At 60.2% G+C, this 19,613-nt stretch carries 19 protein-coding genes; 7 read left to right on the forward strand and 12 right to left on the reverse strand.

The annotated features are described in order from the left end of the window. Positions 1–28: 28 nt before the first annotated feature. The 3 genes from IMCC20628_RS05345 to IMCC20628_RS25025 all read right to left on the reverse strand — a co-directional run bounded on the left by IMCC20628_RS05345 (position 29) and on the right by IMCC20628_RS25025 (position 2,009). A complete protein-coding gene (locus tag IMCC20628_RS05345; protein ID WP_047029357.1) occupies positions 29–1,528 on the reverse strand; it encodes an AMP nucleosidase in 1,500 nt (499 codons plus the stop codon). 120 nt (positions 1,529–1,648) lie between these two features. Further along, positions 1,649–1,816 carry a hypothetical protein gene (locus IMCC20628_RS25380; protein WP_197078393.1) on the reverse strand — a complete coding sequence of 56 codons (168 nt, stop codon included), beginning with the start codon at positions 1,814–1,816 and terminating at the stop codon, positions 1,649–1,651. Positions 1,817–1,838: 22 nt separating this feature from the next. Next, the gene (locus IMCC20628_RS25025) at positions 1,839–2,009 is read right to left on the reverse strand and encodes a hypothetical protein (RefSeq protein ID WP_156174417.1); all 171 of its coding nucleotides are present in this window, start codon (positions 2,007–2,009) and stop codon (positions 1,839–1,841) included. Between the two features lie 280 nt (positions 2,010–2,289). Here IMCC20628_RS25025 and IMCC20628_RS05350 point away from each other — a divergent pair, with 280 nt between their 5' ends. Both IMCC20628_RS05350 and IMCC20628_RS05355 read left to right on the forward strand, forming a co-directional pair. After that, positions 2,290–3,507, forward strand: a complete 1,218-nt coding sequence (locus IMCC20628_RS05350) for a GGDEF domain-containing protein (RefSeq protein WP_047029358.1) — start codon at positions 2,290–2,292, stop codon at positions 3,505–3,507. A gap of 148 nt (positions 3,508–3,655) precedes the next feature. Further along, a complete protein-coding gene (locus IMCC20628_RS05355; protein ID WP_047029359.1) occupies positions 3,656–4,357 on the forward strand; it encodes a glutathione S-transferase N-terminal domain-containing protein in 702 nt (233 codons plus the stop codon). Between the two features lie 89 nt (positions 4,358–4,446). Here IMCC20628_RS05355 and IMCC20628_RS05360 read toward each other — a convergent pair whose 3' ends face one another. Next, positions 4,447–4,785, reverse strand: coding sequence for a DUF2147 domain-containing protein (locus IMCC20628_RS05360; RefSeq protein WP_047029360.1), 339 nt, complete (start codon positions 4,783–4,785; stop codon positions 4,447–4,449). Between the two features lie 470 nt (positions 4,786–5,255). Here IMCC20628_RS05360 and IMCC20628_RS05365 point away from each other — a divergent pair, with 470 nt between their 5' ends. Next, complete coding sequence (locus IMCC20628_RS05365; protein ID WP_047029361.1) at positions 5,256–5,522, forward strand: sel1 repeat family protein; 267 nt, start codon at positions 5,256–5,258, stop codon at positions 5,520–5,522. Positions 5,523–5,715: 193 nt separating this feature from the next. Here IMCC20628_RS05365 and IMCC20628_RS05370 read toward each other — a convergent pair whose 3' ends face one another. Then, positions 5,716–6,828, reverse strand: coding sequence for a pyridoxal phosphate-dependent aminotransferase (locus tag IMCC20628_RS05370; RefSeq protein WP_047029362.1), 1,113 nt, complete (start codon positions 6,826–6,828; stop codon positions 5,716–5,718). Between the two features lie 954 nt (positions 6,829–7,782). Here IMCC20628_RS05370 and IMCC20628_RS05375 point away from each other — a divergent pair. The 4 genes from IMCC20628_RS05375 (at position 7,783) to IMCC20628_RS05390 (ending at position 12,423) form a co-directional block, all read left to right on the forward strand. Then, positions 7,783–8,739 carry an AEC family transporter gene (locus IMCC20628_RS05375; protein WP_047029363.1) on the forward strand — a complete coding sequence of 319 codons (957 nt, stop codon included), beginning with the start codon at positions 7,783–7,785 and terminating at the stop codon, positions 8,737–8,739. 116 nt (positions 8,740–8,855) lie between these two features. Next, entirely contained in the window at positions 8,856–10,361 is a 1,506-nt protein-coding gene (gene glpD, locus IMCC20628_RS05380; protein WP_047029364.1) for a glycerol-3-phosphate dehydrogenase, read from the forward strand. A 71-nt stretch (positions 10,362–10,432) separates the two neighbouring features. Continuing rightward, a complete protein-coding gene (glpK, locus tag IMCC20628_RS05385) occupies positions 10,433–11,926 on the forward strand; it encodes a glycerol kinase GlpK (RefSeq protein ID WP_047029365.1) in 1,494 nt (497 codons plus the stop codon). 125 nt (positions 11,927–12,051) lie between these two features. Continuing rightward, on the forward strand, positions 12,052–12,423 hold the full coding sequence (locus IMCC20628_RS05390) for a VOC family protein (RefSeq protein WP_047029366.1): 372 nt from the start codon (positions 12,052–12,054) through the stop codon (positions 12,421–12,423). 38 nt (positions 12,424–12,461) lie between these two features. On the opposite strand, the gene IMCC20628_RS05395 is transcribed toward IMCC20628_RS05390, so the two are convergent. The 7 genes from IMCC20628_RS05395 to pcaG all read right to left on the reverse strand — a co-directional run bounded on the left by IMCC20628_RS05395 (position 12,462) and on the right by pcaG (position 19,613). Further along, positions 12,462–13,814, reverse strand: a complete 1,353-nt coding sequence (locus tag IMCC20628_RS05395) for a L,D-transpeptidase (protein WP_082128303.1) — start codon at positions 13,812–13,814, stop codon at positions 12,462–12,464. An 87-nt stretch (positions 13,815–13,901) separates the two neighbouring features. After that, positions 13,902–15,074 carry a 4-hydroxybenzoate 3-monooxygenase gene (gene pobA / locus IMCC20628_RS05400; protein ID WP_047032281.1) on the reverse strand — a complete coding sequence of 391 codons (1,173 nt, stop codon included), beginning with the start codon at positions 15,072–15,074 and terminating at the stop codon, positions 13,902–13,904. Between the two features lie 5 nt (positions 15,075–15,079). Then, a complete protein-coding gene (locus IMCC20628_RS05405; RefSeq protein ID WP_047029367.1) occupies positions 15,080–16,138 on the reverse strand; it encodes a 3-carboxy-cis,cis-muconate cycloisomerase in 1,059 nt (352 codons plus the stop codon). A 1-nt stretch (position 16,139) separates the two neighbouring features. Continuing rightward, the gene (pcaF, locus tag IMCC20628_RS05410; protein ID WP_047029368.1) at positions 16,140–17,345 is read right to left on the reverse strand and encodes a 3-oxoadipyl-CoA thiolase; all 1,206 of its coding nucleotides are present in this window, start codon (positions 17,343–17,345) and stop codon (positions 16,140–16,142) included. Next, on the reverse strand, positions 17,345–18,139 hold the full coding sequence (locus IMCC20628_RS05415) for a CoA-transferase subunit beta (RefSeq protein WP_047029369.1): 795 nt from the start codon (positions 18,137–18,139) through the stop codon (positions 17,345–17,347). The genes pcaF and IMCC20628_RS05415 overlap by 1 nt, the downstream gene beginning before the upstream one ends. Next, positions 18,136–18,990, reverse strand: coding sequence for a CoA transferase subunit A (locus IMCC20628_RS05420; RefSeq protein ID WP_047029370.1), 855 nt, complete (start codon positions 18,988–18,990; stop codon positions 18,136–18,138). Before IMCC20628_RS05420 ends, IMCC20628_RS05415 begins: the two co-directional genes overlap by 4 nt. Positions 18,991–19,004: 14 nt before the next feature. After that, on the reverse strand, positions 19,005–19,613 hold the full coding sequence (gene pcaG / locus IMCC20628_RS05425) for a protocatechuate 3,4-dioxygenase subunit alpha (protein WP_047029371.1): 609 nt from the start codon (positions 19,611–19,613) through the stop codon (positions 19,005–19,007).

Here is a 19,613-nt window from a genome sequence, read left to right on the forward strand (position 1 = left end):
GATCCTCGGACCCCGCCTTTTCTGTCTGCTATTGAAACGCCGTCTCGAAAAAGCTTCTGAGTTTGCGTGAATGCAGCCGTTCGGGCGGCATGGCGGCGAGTTTCTGCATCGCCAGCAAGCCGATCTTGAGGTGCTGGTTGACCTGCGTCTTGTAAAACGCCGAGGCCATGCCGGGCAGTTTGAGCTCGCCATGCAGTGGCTTGTCGGAAACGCAGAGCAGCGTGCCGTAAGGCACGCGGAAGCGAAATCCGTTGGCGGCGATGGTGGCCGATTCCATGTCGAGCGCGATGGCGCGCGATTGCGACAGCCGCTGCACCGGGCCGCGCTGATCGCGCAGTTCCCAGTTGCGGTTGTCGATGGTGGCGACCGTGCCGGTGCGCATGATGCGCTTGAGGTCGTAGCCATCGAGCCCGGTGACTTCCGCAACCGCTTCCTGGACTGCGACCTGCACTTCGGCCAGTGCCGGGATCGGCACCCAGGAAGGCAGATCATCGTCAAGCACATGGTCCTCGCGGACATAGGCATGGGCCAGCACATAATCGCCGAGGTTCTGGCTGTTGCGCAGGCCGGCGCAGTGGCCGAGCATCAGCCAGGCATGCGGGCGCAGCACGGCGATATGGTCGGTAATGGTCTTGGCGTTGGACGGACCGACGCCGATATTGACCATGGTGATGCCGCCATGGCCCTTGCGCTTGAGGTGATAGGCCGGCATTTGCGGCAGGCGCATCGGGGCGACGCCCTCGGTCGGGCTGCCATGGCCGGCCGGCGTGATCAGATTGCCGGGCTCGACAAAACACTCATAATCATGACCGGTCTCCTGCATCAGCGAGCGGGCGTGTTCGCAGAACTCGTCGATGTAGAACTGATAATTGGTAAACAGCACGAAATTCTGGAAATGATCCGGTGCTGTGGACGTGTAGTGCGACAGCCGCGCCAGCGAATAGTCGATGCGTTGCGCCTTGAACGGTGCGAGCGGAAGCAATTCGCCGGGGCCGGGTTCATAGAGCCCGTTGACGATCTCGTCGTCGGTGGTGGCAAGATCGGGGGTGTCGAACAGATCGCGCAGCGGCATGTCGAGTTTTTCAGCCACCGCCGCCTCGACATAGGCGCCTTCGCCAAAGGCGAAATGCAGCGGGATTGGGGTTTCCGATTCCGAAATCGTCAGTGTGCCGCCGTGATTGCGCAGCAGCAATTCGAACTGGGTGGTCAGATAGGTGCGGAACAGCGCCGGTCTTGTGATGGTGGCGGCGTAATGCCCGGGCGAGACGACATGGCCATAAGACAGTCGCGAATCGACCTTGCCGAAGGATGTCGTCTCAAGGCTGATCTGCGGGTAATAGGCGCGGTAGCGGCCCGTTGGTTTTTCCGTCGCCAGGCTCTGAAAGGCCTCGCACAAAAAGCGGGTGTTGCGTTCATAAATGGCTTCAAGTGCTGCGACCGCGCTCGCCGCATCGGAATATTCCTGCGGTTCGATCGGATCGGGTGAAGTGAAGCCGTTTGCGGTGTGGGAAGAGATTCGTTGGTTCATGCTCTGTTATATACGATAAACATTGACAAGGAAAAGACACGCAAACCGAAAGGTGTTTCTGCTGAAGCTGTGAAGACAGCCGGATATTGCTTCGGCGATCTTCAAGACAGGGTGGGTGGATCAGTAGGCGTTGCGCTGCAGGCTCATGTAAAGCACGAACCCGGCGCCCGAGAGGCCTGACTGCTTGTCACCGGACTGGGCATAGGCATAGGCGCCGACAGGGCCAACCAGAAATGCGGCCAATGCGGTGATGCGCAACAGGGTGGCGATGGTGTTCTGGATATTCATTACTCAATCCTCGTTGGCCGGTTTAGCGGGATGCCATGCAGTTCAGGCCGGGGTGAAAGACGCAGGCATCGATTGCGCCATTGCGCCATCCACTGGTTGCCCGGTCGGTGTTGGCCACCGCCGCGGCCATCAACAGCGCGAAGATCACGAAGATCAGGCTGATGATGATGAAGCGGCGTGCGAGAATGGCCATGTGTCTTTGTCCCCTTGTGTGAGGAGATATTCGCATGACACGGCTGAACCGGGCCTGAGGCCACCATTCATCTGGCGTTCAAATAGATTAACCGGAGATTTTTCATGTCCGCCACCGGGCCCAAGTGGAGCCGAACCCGGCTCGCTCGGGTGACCGAGACCGTCCGTGTTTACCACTTGCTCATTCTAACAACTGAAACACAGCCCTTAGCTGTCGATGTTATCTCAATCTAAGCCGGTACCAGCCATATTCAGCATTGCTAATGTAAAAGGCGTGCAAGATGCGAAGGCCTGCCGAAGAACCAACAAGCGGTCAAATCCGTCAGCCGACACTCGATCGGCTGCTGCGTTTTGACCGTGACACCGAGGCACGCTACGAGGCGGAGCATGGTGCAGAACGGGCCGCCCAGTTGCGCGGTGCGACCGTCTTCGGACTTTTGCTCTATTTTCTGCACGACATATCGACAATCCTGCTGTTGCCGGAGAGCTATCTGCTCATCGTTTATGTCACGCTTTTTGCAATCCTTCCGTACTCACTCCTGATGTATCATTTCGTTGGCAGAATTTCTCATGAGGCAAGAGAATTGCTGACCCTGAGTGGCCTTCTCGTTGCAACCGTTTTGCCGCTTTACATGATGTATGTGTCTGATTCCACAAATGGAATCTATATGAACCTGAACGTGGTCCTATGTATCGTCTTTGGCAATGTGCTGATCTCGTTGCGGTTCAGGCATGCGTTTGTTTTCACATCGGTGATTTTTGCCTTCGCGGTTCTGGCGATCACGATGAAGGATGGAATTGATCACAGCCTGAAAAGCGGGCTCTGTTTCCAGTTTGCGACTGTCTGCATTCTGGGGCTTTATTCAAATTACCTGTTTGAGCGGCGGCGTTGCGTGGATTACTGCGTTTCGCTGGGCGCGGTATTGCGTGCCGAGACCGCAGAAATCTCGGAAAAACAGTTCCAGGTCATGTCGAGGACGGACTCACTTACCGGTCTGCCGAACCGCAGGTTTCTGGACGAGCGGCTTGATGAATGGTTTGCTGACAGCCGGTCGGCCGTGGTGATGATGATCGACATCGATCATTTCAAGCTTTTCAACGACACGCTGGGCCATCCGGCTGGCGATGACTGCCTCAAGGAAATCGCCGAGGCATTTCGGGGGGCATTTCCCGAACCGGATTTCTTCTGCGCCTGGTTTGGCGGTGAGGAGTTCACGCTTTCGGTCAGAGGGGCCGAAGAGCCTCAGGCCCGCCGACTGGCCAACACCGTTGTCAGATCGATCGAAGCTCTCAAGATACCGCATCCCGGCCGAAGCGACGGTATCAACATCGTCACCATCAGTGTGGGCGTTGCCCTGAAACCGCAAGACGCCATGGTTTCGCGGGCAACGGTCCTGTCCCAGGCGGATGAGGCGCTCTACCGTGCCAAGCACAAGGGCCGAAACTGCTTTGTCATCAACACCAAGGCTTCCAGAACGCTGGCTGCGGTGAATTCCTGAGCCCATCTGATTAGCGCTTGAGGCGGTTGCCTGCAGCGCGGTGCAGCGGCCGGAACACGCAAATTTGAGCCCGGAACAATGCCCGCGGGGATTGTCAAATGCGTACTTCGATTCCAAACCTGCCGCATGGCAATGGAAGGAATGGCGGATGACAACCCAGACTGCAGCAATTGAGCTCTATTACTGGCCAACACCGAATGGCTGGAAGATTACCATCATGCTCGAGGAACTGGGCGTTCCCTACGAGGTGAAATATGTCAATATCGGCCGCGGCGAACAGTTCGAGCCGTCCTTCCTTGCGATTGCTCCCAACAACCGGATGCCGGCGATCATTGATCCGGAAGGTCCGGACGGAGCGCCGATCTCGGTTTTCGAGTCCGGTGCGATCCTGCAATATCTCGGCCGCAAATTCGGCAGGTTCTATCCCGACGACGAGCGCAGCCGGGTGGAGGTCGAGCAATGGCTGTTCTGGCAGATGGGCGGGCTGGGCCCGATGGCCGGTCAGGCGCATCATTTCCGGCACGCAGCACCCGAGCAGGTGCCCTATGCCATCGACCGCTACACCAATGAGGTCAATCGGCTCTATGGCGTGATGGATCGGCGGCTGGCCGACCGGGCGTTTCTCGCCGGCGACTATTCGATTGCCGACATGGCCGCGATCGGCTGGGTCAAGTCCCATGAGAAACAGGGGCAGAATCTCGAGAATTTTGCCAATCTCAAGCGCTGGTTCGAGACCATGATGGCCCGGCCGGCGGTGGCAAGGGGCTGTGAGGTCGGCATCGAATTCCGCAAAAGCGTCGCCGATGACAAGGATGCGCAAAAAGTGCTGTTTGGGCAGACTGCCCGGTAATCAGTCGGCAAATTGCCCGCAAATAAAAACACCCGCGCCGGATTGCCAGCGCGGGTGTATCTATATGTCGATCAGAGCCAAAGCCCGGATTACAGTTTGGACCAGTTTTCCGAGCGGCACAAAAAGCCCAGGACGCAGCCCTTCATTTTCATGGTTTTTCCGGAGATCGACGCTGAGCCTGAATAGGTCTTGTCTTTTTTCGGATCGGTGATCGTACCGGAATAATCGCCGTTAGCGCCCTTCATCTTGCCAATGCTCTTGCCGGAATAGTCGCCGGTTGTCAGCTTGACGCAGAATGAACCACCGCATTTGCTGATGGCTGCGGTCTCGCCGCTTTTGGTTTTCCAGTTGCCTTCAATCGGGTCGGCCAACGCCGGGGCGGTCATGGCGACGATGAGAGCGCCAGTTGCAATCAGTTTGCGAAGCATGATGTTCCTCCAACAGATACGCGCTACCTCCAGCGCATTTCTTACTTAACTTACGTCTACGTAAAGGTAAACGGGATTCTAGGGTCTTGAACCGCTTATTCGGCACGACGTGGCGCGGGCTCAGCGCCGGGTTTTTAAGCAGACCTTTCCCGCTCCGGCGGCTTTTTCAGAAAATACGATGGATCTTTGGTTAGCCGTTCGTAACTTTTTTCAGCGGCCTTGAATCGATGAAAATCGTCGCTTTGGCGGAAACGCTGGGTCTTGGATGTTTAACAAAACCGCAAATTTACCAAGCGTTTGGACTTTGTTCGTTCCCAGTTAAGCATGCAATTTAACGGGGCTTTCAGGCGAACCCGGCACACTTCAATCCAACAAGACAGCGCCGGGCCAACCCGGACAAACGACAAAAACAGATGGCTCTTGAGAGCTGACAGGGACAACGAAACACAAGATCTACAGGGACTGAGAAAATGGCACGTTATGAAATTCACGATCACGATACTGCAACCATCGGCGGCGAAGCCCGCGCAGACATTTTCTGCGAAATGGGTTTGATGTATGCCACCGGACGCGACTGCGAAATCGACTACATCGCCGCCCATAAATGGCTCAACATTGCCGCCATCAAGGGCTCGGACCGGGCAGCGACGCTGCGCTCCGAACTGGCCGAAAGCATGAGCAAGGCAGACCTTGCCAGCGCGCTGCGCGCTGCACGCGAATGGATGACCATGCATTGATCGGCTTTCGGACGCGGGCACACAGCAGTCCATCCGATGGCAGAAAGACATACCTCGAGGGGACCGAGGCGAAGCCAGAGCACGCTGCTCTGAACTCCGGGCAACACGGAGAGGCTTCACACAAAGGCCGCACTTGATCGCACCCGATCAGTTGCGGCCTTTTTGCTGCGCGAACGTCAACCGAGTTCGGCAATCACCCCAGTTCGGCAATCACCTCGTCCAGATTCTTCTCGAAAATATCAAGCTCCGCCTCCGGTCCGGTCGAGATCCGGATGCAGCGATTGAGCGGCGCCACGCCGGGCATGCGAATGAACACGCCGCGGCTGACCAGGCCATCAAGGATCGCCTTGGCGTAACCCGCATCGCGGCCGCAATCGATGGTGACGAAATTGGTGGCTGACGGGATTGGCGTAAAACCATGGCTTTGCGCAATGCGCTCAATCCGCGCCCGTGATGCGGCGACCTCGGCCAAAACATGACCCAGCCATGCCTGATCTTGAAGTGCCGCAAGGGCTGCCGCCTGACCCAGCCGGTTGACGCCAAAATGGTTGCGCACCCGGTGAAACATTGCCACCGTTTTTTCAACGCCAAAGACATAGCCGACGCGCTGGCCAGCCAGGCCATAGGCCTTGGAGAATGTCCGGAAGCGCAGCACGTTGGGCCTATCGGCCAGCTCTGCAATCGCCGGGATTGCTGACGCCGGCGCGGTTTCGCCATAGGCCTCGTCGAGCACCAGCATGGTGGTTTCGGGCAACATCTTGGCGAAGGTGACAATGGCCTCTGCCGAATGCCAGGTACCCATCGGGTTGTCGGGGTTGGAGAGATAGACCAGCGGTGCGTTTTCGCGGTGCACGGCGTCGAGCAATCCGTCGAGATCCTCGCGGTCATCGCGGTAGGGGACAGTGACCAGCCTGCCGCCAAAACCCGCGACATGGAAATTGAAGGTCGGATAGGCCCCAAGCGAGCTGACGACCGGGGTTCCCGGCTCGACGATCAGCCGGACGATCAGGCCCAGCAACCCGTCAATGCCTTCGCCAACCACCACCCGCTCCGGCGCCAGCCCCAGATGAGTGCCAAGGCCCGCGCGCAAATCATGGTTTTCCGGATCGGCATAGCGCCAGATGAGCGGCGCTTCGCGGGAAATCTCCTCGAGCACCGATGGCGCCGGCCCGAACCCGCTCTCATTGGCGCCCAGCCGGGCAATGAATGTCTCCCCGCGCGCCCGCTCCTGGGTTTCCGGTCCGACAAACGGCACGGTGGGCGGCAGGGATTCAGCAAGGGCTGTAAAACGCGAAAAAGCGGTCATGGCAGGTCCGTCCTCAACAATCGGCCCGAAATCCCTAGCGGCAACCGGGCAGGGCTTCAAGCGGGGAGGGGGGTGAGGGCACGCGGAAACGGCGGAAGGCGGGAGAATTGCCCCAATCTCCCCCCTTGCGGGGGAGATGTCACGAAATGACAGAGGGGGGTAAAGCTGCGCCAATCACCGGCCCTTCAAACCAAGCCCAACCATCCCCCCTCTGTCGGCGATGCCGACATCTCCCCCGCAAGGGGGGAGATTGGGCTCCCCACAAGACGATAATCCCGTGCACAAACCCGCACTCACACTCCAGCAATTCCAACAACTTATTCCCAAAACCCACCCCATTTCATCCCCACCTCAACGTCCCGTGCCACACTGGTCTCGCCTTTCGCCAGATCGGATGTGCCGGGTTTACGGAGCCCGGCACGGCGGCAGGTGGTGGTTTTTTGCGCTTGGCTGTTCCGTAACTTCGCGCAAAAAGGATCTGGAAAACGACATCCCGGCTGCCCCGTGCCATTGAGCGGGACAGTCGGCGCCGGACTTGAAGCGGGCCGGTATCCCGCGTCCGGCGGGCCCGTGGGCTCAAAGGGTCGGATGACCCTGACAGTCTTCGGGAAGGGCGGGTTCGGCGTCGGGCGCCGAACGATAACGACCGTCCAAAAGCGCGTGTCGCAAGCCCTGATCCTGGAGAGCCCGGCGCCCGGAAGGCGTCAGGTCCGGCTACCGGCGGGGCGCGCCCACACGCGCCAAAGCCAACACCACTTTATCCATCACGGGCCGTGTGCTCGTGCGCGCCCCGCATTCCGGCTGAGGCCGGAAGCCCTAAGTGCCCCATACCGTCGGCGAAACTTTTCGCGCGCGGAATTCTGGCGTGGCCAGAGACTTGAGCATGGCGCTTTGCGCTGCTGTCCGCACAGTCTATGAACAAGGTCGCGCGATAAAGCTTTGAGTCTCCCAGCCATGCCTCCCTTTGCCGAAACCATTCTTGTTGTTTTCACGCTGATTGCCATCGGTTATGGCTCTGCGGCTTTGCGGGTGCTCAAACCAGCGACCGGCGACGGGCTTTCGGATTTCGTCTTCACCATCGCGGTGCCGCTGCTTTTGTTTCGCATCATCGCCACGGCGAGTTTCGACCACGGAGCGCCGTGGGCCTTGTGGGCTGCCTATTTTACCTCCGTGCTGGTCACCTGGATTTTTGCGCATTTCATAATTCGTACCGGCTTTGGCCGCGATGCGCGCTCTGCCGTGGTGGCCGGGGTGACGGCGGGATTTTCCAACCTGGTGCTCTTGGGCATCCCGTTCATGACCGGCGTCTATGGCGAAGAGGGACTGGCGATCCTGTCGCAACTGGTCTCTGTTCACATGCCGGTGATGATGGGAGCGTCGGTCATTCTGTTCGAATGGGCGCTCAAGCGCGATGGCGCCAGCACCGAAACCAAATCCGTGCTCACGCTGGTGACCGGGTTTTTGCGCCAGCTTTTCTCGAATCCGCTGATCATCGGCATCGTGGGCGGTTTTCTGGTCCGGCTTTCCGGCCTCGATATTCCGGTGGTGGCTGACCGCGTGATCGCCAGTCTCGGTAGCGTTGCCGGGCCGCTGGCGTTGTTTGCAATGGGGGTTTCGCTGCAGGGCTACGGCATTCGCGGGCAGGTGCCGCAGGCGGTTTCGCTGGTTGTCTTGAAGCTGATGCTGATGCCGGCAGTGGCGCTCGGCATGGCGCTGCTGCTTGGCTTGCCCGAGCTTCAGGCCAAGGTGGTGGTGGCGGCTGCCTCGCTGCCGGCCGGGGTCAATTGCTGGCTGATCGCCAACCGTCTGGGCACCGGCCAGCGGCTGGCGTCCACCTCGATGACGCTGGGCACGGCCGCGGCGGCTGCCACCACCGGGATCTGGCTGATGATCGCTGAATTGGTGTTCTGAGCTGTTTTTCCACTGATGCGCGATGCATTGTTTTGCTTTCGTTTGTTTTCTTTTGACATTCGCTCTTGTTTCGAATTAAAAAAATGCGGCGAGTATGCGCGGAACAGGGGAACCCAATGGCGGAAGACAAGCTCTATGATGTTTTCGTCATCGGCGGCGGCATCAACGGGTGTGGCATCGCCCGTGACGCGATCGGGCGCGGCTATTCGGTGTTTCTCGCGGAGATGAACGATCTTGCCTCGGGCACATCGTCGTGGTCGTCGAAACTGATCCATGGCGGCTTCCGCTATCTCGAATATTATGAATTCAGGCTGGTGCGGGAATCGCTGAGCGAGCGCGAAGTGCTGCTGGCCAATGCGCCGCACATTATCTGGCCGATGCGTTTCGTGCTGCCGCACCACACCGACATGCGTCCGGCCTGGCTGCTGCGGCTCGGGCTGTTCCTGTATGACCATATCGGCACGCGCAAACTGCTGCCCGGCACCACGACGGTGGATCTCAAGACATCGCCGGTCGGCAAGCCGCTGAAGCCGATCTTCTCCAAAGGGTTCGAGTATTCCGATTGCTGGGTCAACGACGCCCGGCTGGTGGTGCTCAATGCCCGCGATGCGGCGGATCGGGGCGCTGTCATCCGCACCCGCACAGAGGTGGTGTCGGCAGAACGCCAGGATGGCGTCTGGGCGGTCACCCTTGCCGACCGGATGACGGGCGTCCGCCAAACCGTCAAGGCACGGCTGATCGTCAATGCCGGCGGGCCGTGGGTGGACCGGATCCTGTCCGGCGTTGTCGGGCGCAACAACGCGCACAATGTGCGTCTGGTACAAGGCAGCCACATCGTGGTGCCGAAACTGCATGACCATGACCGCGCCTATATCTTCCAGAATGGCGACGGGCGGATTATTTTCGCGATGCCTTATGAAGAGGATTTTACCCTGATCGGCACCACCGATCAGGATTACGAAGGCGATCCGAAGGATGTGGTGATCACCGATCCGGAGATCGATTATCTGTGCGCTGCGGCGAGCGAATATTTCGCCAAGCCGGTGGAGCGCCAATCGATCGTCTGGACCTATTCCGGTGTCCGTCCTCTTTATGATGACGGTGCTTCGGCGGCGCAGGAAGCCACCCGCGACTACGTTCTCAAGCCTGACCCGGCGGAAGGTGCGCCGCTGCTCAATATTTTCGGCGGCAAGATCACCACGGCCCGCAAACTGGCGGAATCGATGCTCGATCTGATCGAAGCCCGGCTTGGCAAGAAGTCCGCGCCATGGACCCACAGGGCAGCCCTTCCGGGTGGCGATTTTCCGGCGGATGGTTTTGAAGATCAGGTGACGCAGTTGTACTCCGATTACCCGTTTCTCGAGCCCAAACAGGCGCGGCGCTATGTCCGCCAATATGGCACGCGGGCGCGGGTTCTGCTCGGCGAGGCCAAGTCGGTAGCGGATCTGGGGCAGGATTTCGGCTACGGTCTTTACGGGAGAGAGGTCGACTATCTGATGGTGCAGGAATGGGCGCTGGAGGCGGCCGATGTGATCTGGCGGCGCACCAAACGCGGGCTTCGCCTGACACCTGAACAGGTGGCGGGGCTTGAGGCCTACATGGCGGCAAAAACCACGGCATAAATTGTCTGGCGGTGGCAGGCTTTGCGCGAGGCGCGAATCCGGTTCATATGGGACCGGAACGGGAGGACAGCATGAGCGGATATATTCTGGCGATCGATCAGGGCACCACATCGAGCCGCGCGATCGTTTTTGACGGCCAAATGCGCATCGTCGGTACGGGCCAGAAGGAATTCACGCAGATCTATCCGAAGTCAGGCTGGGTTGAGCACGACCCCGAGGAAATCTGGAAAACCGTGATCTTTACGGTCAAGCAGGCTTTGAAAAAGGCCGGTGTCGAAGCCTCCGACATTTCGGCCATCGGCATCACCAACCAGCGCGAGACGGTTGTGGTCTGGGAGCGCGACAGCGGCAAGCCAATCCATAACGCGATTGTCTGGCAGGACCGCCGCACTGCCTCCTATTGCGAAAAGCTCAAGCGCCAGGACCTGGAAAAGACCTTTGCACGCAAGACCGGCCTTTTGCTCGATCCCTATTTCTCCGGCACCAAGCTGTCGTGGATGCTGGCCAATGTGAAGGGTACGCGGGCAAGGGCTGCGCGCGGCGAACTCTGCTTCGGCACCATCGACACATTTCTGATCTGGCGGCTGACCGGCGGCAAGTCTTTTGTCACCGACGCCACCAATGCGTCACGCACGCTGATGTTCAACATCGAAACCCAAGACTGGGATGAGGAACTGCTGAAGATCCTGCGGATTCCGGCGGACATGCTGCCGGAAGTCAAGGATTGCGCAGCCGATTTCGGCGTCACCGAGAAATCGCTGTTTGGTGCTGAAATCCCGATCCTCGGCGTGGCCGGAGATCAGCAGGCGGCGACCATCGGCCAGGCCTGTTTCGAACCGGGCATGCTGAAATCGACCTATGGCACCGGTTGCTTCGCATTGCTCAACACAGGCGAAGACATGGTGCGGTCAAAGAACCGGCTTTTGACCACCGTCGCCTACCGGCTTGATGGCAAGGTCACCTATGCGCTGGAAGGCTCGATCTTCATCGCCGGTGCGGCGGTGCAGTGGTTGCGCGACGGTATCAAGGTCATCAAGAAGGCCGAACATAGCGGCGATCTGGCGGCGGAAGCCGATCCGACCCAGGATGTCTATCTGGTGCCGGCCTTTACCGGGCTGGGCGCACCGCACTGGGATGCCGAGGCGCGCGGCGCGATCTACGGCATGACCCGCAATACCGGGCCGGCTGAATTTGCCCGCGCGGCGCTGGAGGCGGTCTGCTACCAGACGCGTGATCTGCTCGACGCGATGCACAAGGACTGGAAGAGCGCAGACACCGACACGGTGCTGCGGGTGGATGGCGGCATGGTGGCGTCGGACTGGACCATGCAGCGGCTGGCCGACATTCTCGACGCACCGGTGGACCGGCCCACCATCCTCGAAACCACGGCGCTGGGTGCTGCCTGGCTCGCCGGGCAGCGGGCAGGTGTCTGGCCCAAGCAAAAGGCCTTCGCCAAGGCCTGGGCGCGTGACACCCAGTTCAAGCCGCAAATGGATGACAAGACCCGCAACGCCAAGCTCAAGGGCTGGCGCGACGCGGTGCGGCGGACGCTGAGCGCCAACTGAGCCACCGGGAATGAACCGGCCTCAAGCCCCATCTTGGTTTGTGGCAAAATTGCTGTAGGATTTTTCCTGTCATTGAAGCTCGTCATGTTCGATGGCGGGCGGACATGGTGTTTGAGGAGAAACCCATGCAGCTTGGTGCGTTTTCAATCAGTCTTGCAGTGAAGGATCTGGCTTTATCCAGAGCGTTCTACGAAAAGCTAGGTTTTGAAGTTACCGGCGGCGAAGCCAAGCAGAATTGGCTGATCCTGAAGAATGGCGACTGTATCATTGGACTGTTTCAGGGCATGTTCGAGAACAACATTCTGACCTTCAATCCCGGCTGGAGCACCAGCGCCCGCCCGGTTGATGACTTCACCGATGTGCGCGAACTTCAACAGCAGCTCAAGGCGAAAGACGTTGCCTTTGATGTTGAAGCGGATGAGACAACCAGTGGACCGGCCAGCTTCATCATCACGGATCCGGATGGCAATCAGATCCTCGTCGATCAGCACCGGTAACCCGACGGTTCCGGTGCTGACACAGAGTATACGGTGTCCTAGTCGATGAAGCTGACGCTGACACCCGGTGCCACCATGCCGGCCAGTTCGGCGGCATCCCAGTTGGTCAGGCGCACACAGCCATGCGATGCGGTCTTGCCGATCTTCGAGGGTTCGGGCGTGCCGTGAATGCCGTAGGTGGGCTTGGACAGCGCAATCCAGATCGTGCCGACGGGGCCGTTCGGTCCCGGCGGAACCTGCAGGATCTTGTCATTGCTGCCTTGGGTGAAATTGATTTTCGGATTGTAGGTGTAGCCCGGGTTGCGCGCCACACGTTCGACGGTGACTTCGCCCGATGGTGAGGGCGTATCGCTTGAGCCGATGGTGGCCGGATAGGCCGAAACCAGCTTGCCGGAGGCATCATAGGCACGAACCTGCTTGCGCGCCTTGTCGGCAACGATACGGGTGACAACACCGGACTTCTCCACGCCGATGCCGACCACCTTGATCTGCACGCCGGGCAGGGTGAAATCGACGCCGGGATTGAGCGCCTTGAGATAATCTTCGTCCATGTGAAAACGTTCGGCCAGCATTTCGACCGTCGAGGTAAATGAGAGCCGGTCGAGTTGTGCCTTTTCGGCATAATCGCTCGGGATAGAGGCCAGGAACGGGCCTGCGGCATCTTCTGCGGTGATGGTGTAGGTCGAGAATGCCAGGCCGCCGCTGGCTGCCAGGCGACTGACGATCAGGTCGGTGTCAGCAGGATCGATCCGCTCACCGGTTTCCTCGTACCAGGCATCAAGCGCCTTGGTGACATTGGAGCCCATGCGGCCGTCAATCACGCCGGGGGAAACGCCGTTGCGGTCGAGATAGACCTGCAGCGATGCGACCTGCGCCTTTGACAAGGCTGACGCCTTTGTCTGCTGTGCCGGCACGGATGGCGCTTTGGTGGCCGGTGCTCCGATGACTTCGGAGTCGGAAGGAACCGTACCAGTCATCGGGTTGAGATCACGGCGCTCGATGCCGGCGCCAGAAGGAGTCGAGGCGAATTCGTCGCGTTGAAATTGCTCACGCGGCGGCAACGGCCGCTCCGGGAAAACCGATGGTTCACGACGCCGGTCGAACTGGCGACTGGCGACTGGCGGTTGATCACCGCTTTGCTGCTGGTATTGCCAGGCCGGGACTTCGAAACCAATTACCTCGTTCCAGTTGTCCACCAGCAGGCGGCGGCCCTGGTTGTCGATGATGACACGCACCGATCCGGCTTCCGGGATCTGACGCATCAACCGACCATCCGTGTCGACGAGAACCATGCGTTCTCCATCAAACGGACCGGCAAAAGCCAGCGGGCTGGTGAAAACACCAACCGCCAAAAGCGCTGCGGTGAAACGAAATCGGGACGTTGTCATCATGGAATCAACCTGCGGCTCGAATAACAATGAAGTCATCATTGTCAGATTATGCTGAATACAAGCTGAACAAACTTTGAAAAATCGGCTTCAGTAAGGCAGGCCGACATAGTTTTCCGCAAGCGCGGCTTTGGCTGCGTCTGAGTCCAGCGTGTAGCCGAGTTCGGTCTCGAGAATGCGCGCTTCAAATGGCGCCTGTTCGGGAAAGCGGTGCAGCATGGTGGTCATCCACCAGGAAAACCGCACGGCGCGCCACACCCGGGTCAGCGCCCGCTGGGAATAGGCGTCAAGCAACGAGGCATCACGTTCAAGGAAATGGCCGCGCAGGCCTTCAAACAGATAATGCACGTCGGACGCCGCAAGATTGAGGCCCTTGGCGCCGGTTGGCGGCACGATGTGGGCGGCGTCACCGACCAGGAAGAGGCTGCCGAAACGCATCGGTTCGGCGACAAAGGACCTCAGTGGTGCGATGGATTTTTCAAAGGATGGCCCGGTGACCATTGTCTCTGCAATTTCCGGCGGCAATCGACGGCGCAGTTCGGTCCAGAACTGGTCGTCGGACCATGCCTCGATGCTGTCGCCCGCGTTGCACTGGATGTAATAGCGGCTGCGCGTCATCGAGCGCATCGAACACAGCGCAAAGCCGCGCGAATGGCTGGCGTAGATCAGCTCGTGGCTGACCGGTGGCACGTCGGAGAGGATGCCGAGCCAGCCGAAAGGATAGACTTTCTCAAAAGTCTGAATCGCGTCTTCGGGAACCGCGCGTCGGCTGGCCCCATGAAATCCGTCGCAGCCGGCGATGAAGCTGCAGTCGATCCGGACTTCCTCACCGTCAATGCGGCAGGTGACATGCGGGGTGGCGCTGTCAAAATCATGCAATTCAACCGTCTCGGCCTGGTAATGCGTGATGCCGCCGGTTTCGGCGCGGCGATCGACCAGGTCCCTGGTGACCTCGGTCTGGCCATAGACCATGACGTTCTTGCCGGCGGTCAGTTTGGCGAGATCAATCCGGTGGACGTCGTTTTCGCGGGTGATGGCAAAGCCGTCGTGCGGCAGGCCTTCGACCCGCATGCGTGCGCCGGCGCCGGCCTGTTCGAGCAATTTCACCGTGCCCTGTTCGAGCACTCCGGCACGGACCCGGCCCAGCACATGATCGAGACTGGAGCGTTCGAGGATGACCGTGTCGATCCCGGCATCGTTGAGCAATTGCCCCAGCAGCAGACCCGAGGGGCCAGCGCCGATGATGCAGACCTGGGTCGACAGTGTCTTCATGACGGCTCTCCAATGCGTTGGATGGATTGAAACAATTCACAGGCAGCGGTTAGGCTGGCGCCTGCGGTTTCACTCATATTTGGCAGGATCATCCATTCCAGCATCCAGGCAGCACCCGAGCGCTCCATCTCGTGGATCTGCGCGTGATGCATGCCGGAGATCAGCGTGGCGTTGTAGCGGGCCAATGTCACAAGCCGTTCGGCGGTCACCGGGTTTTGCTTGTGCGGCATGGCCGATGACGAGCCGCCACCGGACAGAGCTATATCCTGTTCGCCGCGCAGTGCCATCAGGGCCACGTCCTGACCGATCTTGCCGAGCGCGCCGCTGAGCTCCGACAACCAATTGGCATGTGCGATGATCGGTCCGCGTGCCGAATGCCAGCTGTGGCCGGGCCAGCGGAGATCAAGTTGCTGCGCCAGTGAACGGGCGACGATGGGGGCCTTTTCGCCAAGCGCCTGAAGATCACCAACGGCGCCGCCGAATTGCAGGACCCGTGTGCGTTGGTTGAGCTCCGTCAGCCGTTCGCGCAGATCTTCAAGCGGGTGTATCCAGGTCGAAAGCCGCTCGGATGCGTCAAAAGGCAGTGCCGCCTGCATACGGGTGATGGCTTGCAGCGAATTGCCGCCGTCGCGGCTGCTGCGGTCAGCGATCAGCGCCAGCAGTGCGTCGAGCCGTGCGGCGAGAATGTCACTGGTTCTTGCCAGCGCTTGAATCGTGGCGGTGTCGATCAGGTCCTGGCTGGTGGCGCCGTGATGCAGCATCGAACTGCCCGGCCCGGAGACATGAGCGCGCAGTTGCCGGACATAGTCGGGCACTGGCAAGCCGTCGCGGACAACAGCTGTGACGGTGGCTTGGTGATCGGGTTGAAATCCGGCAATCTGGCTGACCAGCCGCGCCGCGTCTTCAGCTTCGACGAGACCGGCCTCGGCAAGCGCGTTGATCAGCGCCTGTTCGAAGCGGGCGAAACCGGCGAACATGGCCGCATCCGAGAATTGCTCAGCGATCTCGCGATCCTTGAACAGTCCTGACGCCCAGCCTTGTCCGCCGGTGCTCATGTCAGACCCGTTCCAGCGCGATGGCGATGCCCTGGCCGACGCCAATGCACATGGTGGCCAGCGCCAGTTTCTCGTTGCGGATGCCGAGTTCCAGTGCGGCGGTGCCGGTGATGCGGGCGCCGGACATGCCGAGCGGATGGCCCAGCGCAATGGCGCCGCCATTGGGGTTGATGTGCTCGGCGTTCTCGTCGAGGCCAAGCTGGCGAAGCACGGCAATGCCCTGGCTGGCGAAAGCTTCGTTGAGTTCGATCACGCCAAAATCCGAAGGCCTGAGACCGAGGCGGTCGCAAAGCTTCTGGGTTGCGGGGGCAGGGCCGATGCCCATGATCCGCGGCTCGACACCTGCGGTAGCGCCGCCGAGAATGCGGGCGATCGGCGTCAGACCGTATTTCTTCGCCGCTGCTTCGCTGGCAATGATCAAGGCTGCCGCACCGTCATTGACGCCCGAGGCGTTGCCCGCCGTGACAGAGCCGCCTGCGCGGAACGGTGTGGGCAATTTGGCCAATTGTTCCGGCGTGGTTTCGGGGCGGGGATGCTCGTCGGTGTCGACGACAATCGGGTCGCCCTTGCGGCGCGGGATTGTGACGGCGACGATTTCCTTGGCGAAACGGCCCGAGGCCTGAGCCTTGCCGGCACGGGTCTGGCTGCGCAGCGCGAAGGCGTCCTGATCTTCGCGGGTGATGCCGAAATCCGCAGCGACGTTCTCACCGGTTTCGGGCATGGAGTCGATGCCGTACTGAGCTTTCATCACCGGGTTGACGAAACGCCAGCCGATGGTGGTGTCGTAGATTTCCGCCTTGCGCGAAAATGCGCTGTCGGCCTTGGGAATGACGAACGGTGCGCGCGACATGCTTTCGACACCACCGGCGATGACGAGGTCCGCTTCGTTGGAGCGGATCATCCGCGCGGCTGCCAGCACGGCGTCCATGCCCGAGCCGCAGAGCCGGTTGATGGTGGTTCCGGGAACAGTCACCGGCAGCCCGGCCAGCAAGCCCGCCATGCGGGCGACGTTGCGGTTGTCTTCGCCGGCCTGGTTGGCGCAGCCATAATAGAGCTCGTCAACGCTCTCCCAATCGACGCCGGGATTGCGCTCGGTGAGCGCCCGGATCGGGATGGCGCCCAGATCATCGGCGCGGACAGCGGAGAGGGCGCCGCCAAAACGGCCAATCGGGGTGCGGACATAATCACAAATAAAAGCGTCGGCCATCAGGCAGCTTCTCCAGTTTTTCCGCCGGAATGGGCGGCTTTTGTGCGGGTATTGAGATCGCGCAGCGTCTTCAGTTCGATCCCGGTCGGTTCGGGTGTCTCATCAAGCGCGTCGGCGAAGCGGACGGTCCAGCCGCATTCGGCCTGAACCATTTCGCGCGTCACGCCAGGATGCAACGACACCACGGTGAATTCCCGTGTTACCGGATCAGGCTTCCAGACCGCAAGGTCTGTCACCATCAGTGTCGGACCTTTGGTGGTTATTCCAAGTCGCTGACGATGATCCCCGCCTTCGCCGTGGCCGAAGCTGGTGAAGAAATCGATCTTTTCGACCATGGCGCGTTTCGACTGCTTCATGGTGATGAAGATCTCGCCGCATGAGGAGGCTATCTCGGGCGCACCGCCGCCACCGGGCAGGCGGGTCTTGGGATGGTCGTAGTCACCAATGACCGTGGTGTTGATGTTGCCGAACCGGTCGATCTGCGCGGCGCCAAGGAAACCGACGGTCACGCGTCCACCTTGCAGCCAGTAGCGAAACATTTCCGGCACCGAAACCGTTGTGACGGCGGTGTCGCAAAGTTCGCCATCGCCGATCGACAGCGGCAGCACCGTCGGCGCTGTGCCGATGGTGCCGCTTTCATAGATCAAGGTGACATCTGGCGCATGGGTGAGGCGGGCAATGTTGCAGGCAGCCGACGGCGCGCCAATGCCGACGAAGCAGACATCGGTATTCTTCAGCGCCCGCGAGGCGGCGATGGTCATCATTTCGGTGGAGGTGAAGTCTGTCCCGCTCATGACGCGCTCCTCAAATGTTTGATCCGGTCGGCAAAATCTTCCGGCGTGGCGTCAAGAACGTTGTCCTTCATCCAGGCCAGGAATGTGTCGCGATCGGCGGCGATCTTGTCCCAGGCGATGTAGCTGGCATTGTCGCGCGGGTAGTAGCCGTGTGCATAGGAAGGATGGGCGCCGCCGGGGACAACGCAGATTGCGGTGACGGCCCAGCCGGGCAGCACGCAGGCATTGGGGTGGGTCTCGAGATCATCGACGATCTCCTCGACGGTGACCACCGAGCGCTTTGCGGCCAGCACGGCCTCTTTCTGAACCCCGACAATGCCCTCGATCAACACATTGCCCTTGCGGTCGGCTTTCTGGGCGTGAATGAAGCTGACATCCGGGCGGATCGCCGGAACGGCAGCCAGTTCCTCGCCGGTGAAGGGGCAGGTGACCGATTTGATGTTCGGGTTGACCTTGGCAAGCTCGGCGCCTTTGTAGCCGCGGAAGGCAGCAAACGGCAGGCCGGCAGCACCGGCTTCATAGGCATTGGCCACGGCGGCGTGGGAGTGTTCCTCGATCTCGATCCGGTTGGGCCAGCCGTTTTCAACGGAATCGCGCAAGCGCCGGAGCAGGCCGACGCCGGGGTTGCCGGCGTAGGAGAAGATCAACTTGCGGACCGCGCCCATGCCGATGAACTGGTCATAGACGACATCGGGGGTCATGCGCACAAGGGTCAGGTCCTTGACGCCCTGACGAATGGCCTCATGCGCGCTGGCATGCGGAATGAGATGCGTGAACCCCTCGAAGGCTGCCATATCGCCAGAGTGGAGGTTTTGCGCCACCGCTTCGGGCAGCGTCATGAAGTGTGCCATGGTTTGCTTAGCTCTCAGATATCGAAAAACACGGTTTCCTGCGGTCCCTGCAGGTGGATGTCATGGCTGTAGCTGCAGCCACTGCCCTTGGCGATCAGCGATCCGGCACGCTCCTGCAGATCCATGCGCAGCAGCACAGGATCACCGGCATTGGCCTCGGCCTCGTCCTCGAAATAGATCCGGCTGTTGAGGCCCAGATTGATGCCGCGGGCGACGATCCAGATGTTGATGTGCGGCGCCTGCATCCGGCCATCGGGATAGGAAACCCGGCCGGGCTTGATGGTGTCGAAACGGAACATGCCGGTTTTTGCATCGGCAGGGGCGCGTCCCCAGCCGGAAAATCCGGGCTCGGCTCCGTCAGGATAGCGCCCATCAGCGTCGGCCTGCCAGATTTCGACAAGCGCATCGGTGAGCGGATTGCCGGCGCCGTCGATGACCCTGCCTTGCAGCGTGATCCGCTCGCCCTTGGTCTTGTCGTTGACCATGGCGGTGCCGAGATCGGCGTCATAGACACCGGAAATTCCGCAGAAATTCGGTGTCAGTCCGATATGGACATAAGGGCCGGCGGTCTGGGACGGGGATTCCTTGAAGGGATACAGCGGTATGTCGGTGGATTTTGTCAT

The organism is Hoeflea sp. IMCC20628 (assembly GCF_001011155.1).
Taxonomy (GTDB): domain Bacteria; phylum Pseudomonadota; class Alphaproteobacteria; order Rhizobiales; family Rhizobiaceae; genus Hoeflea.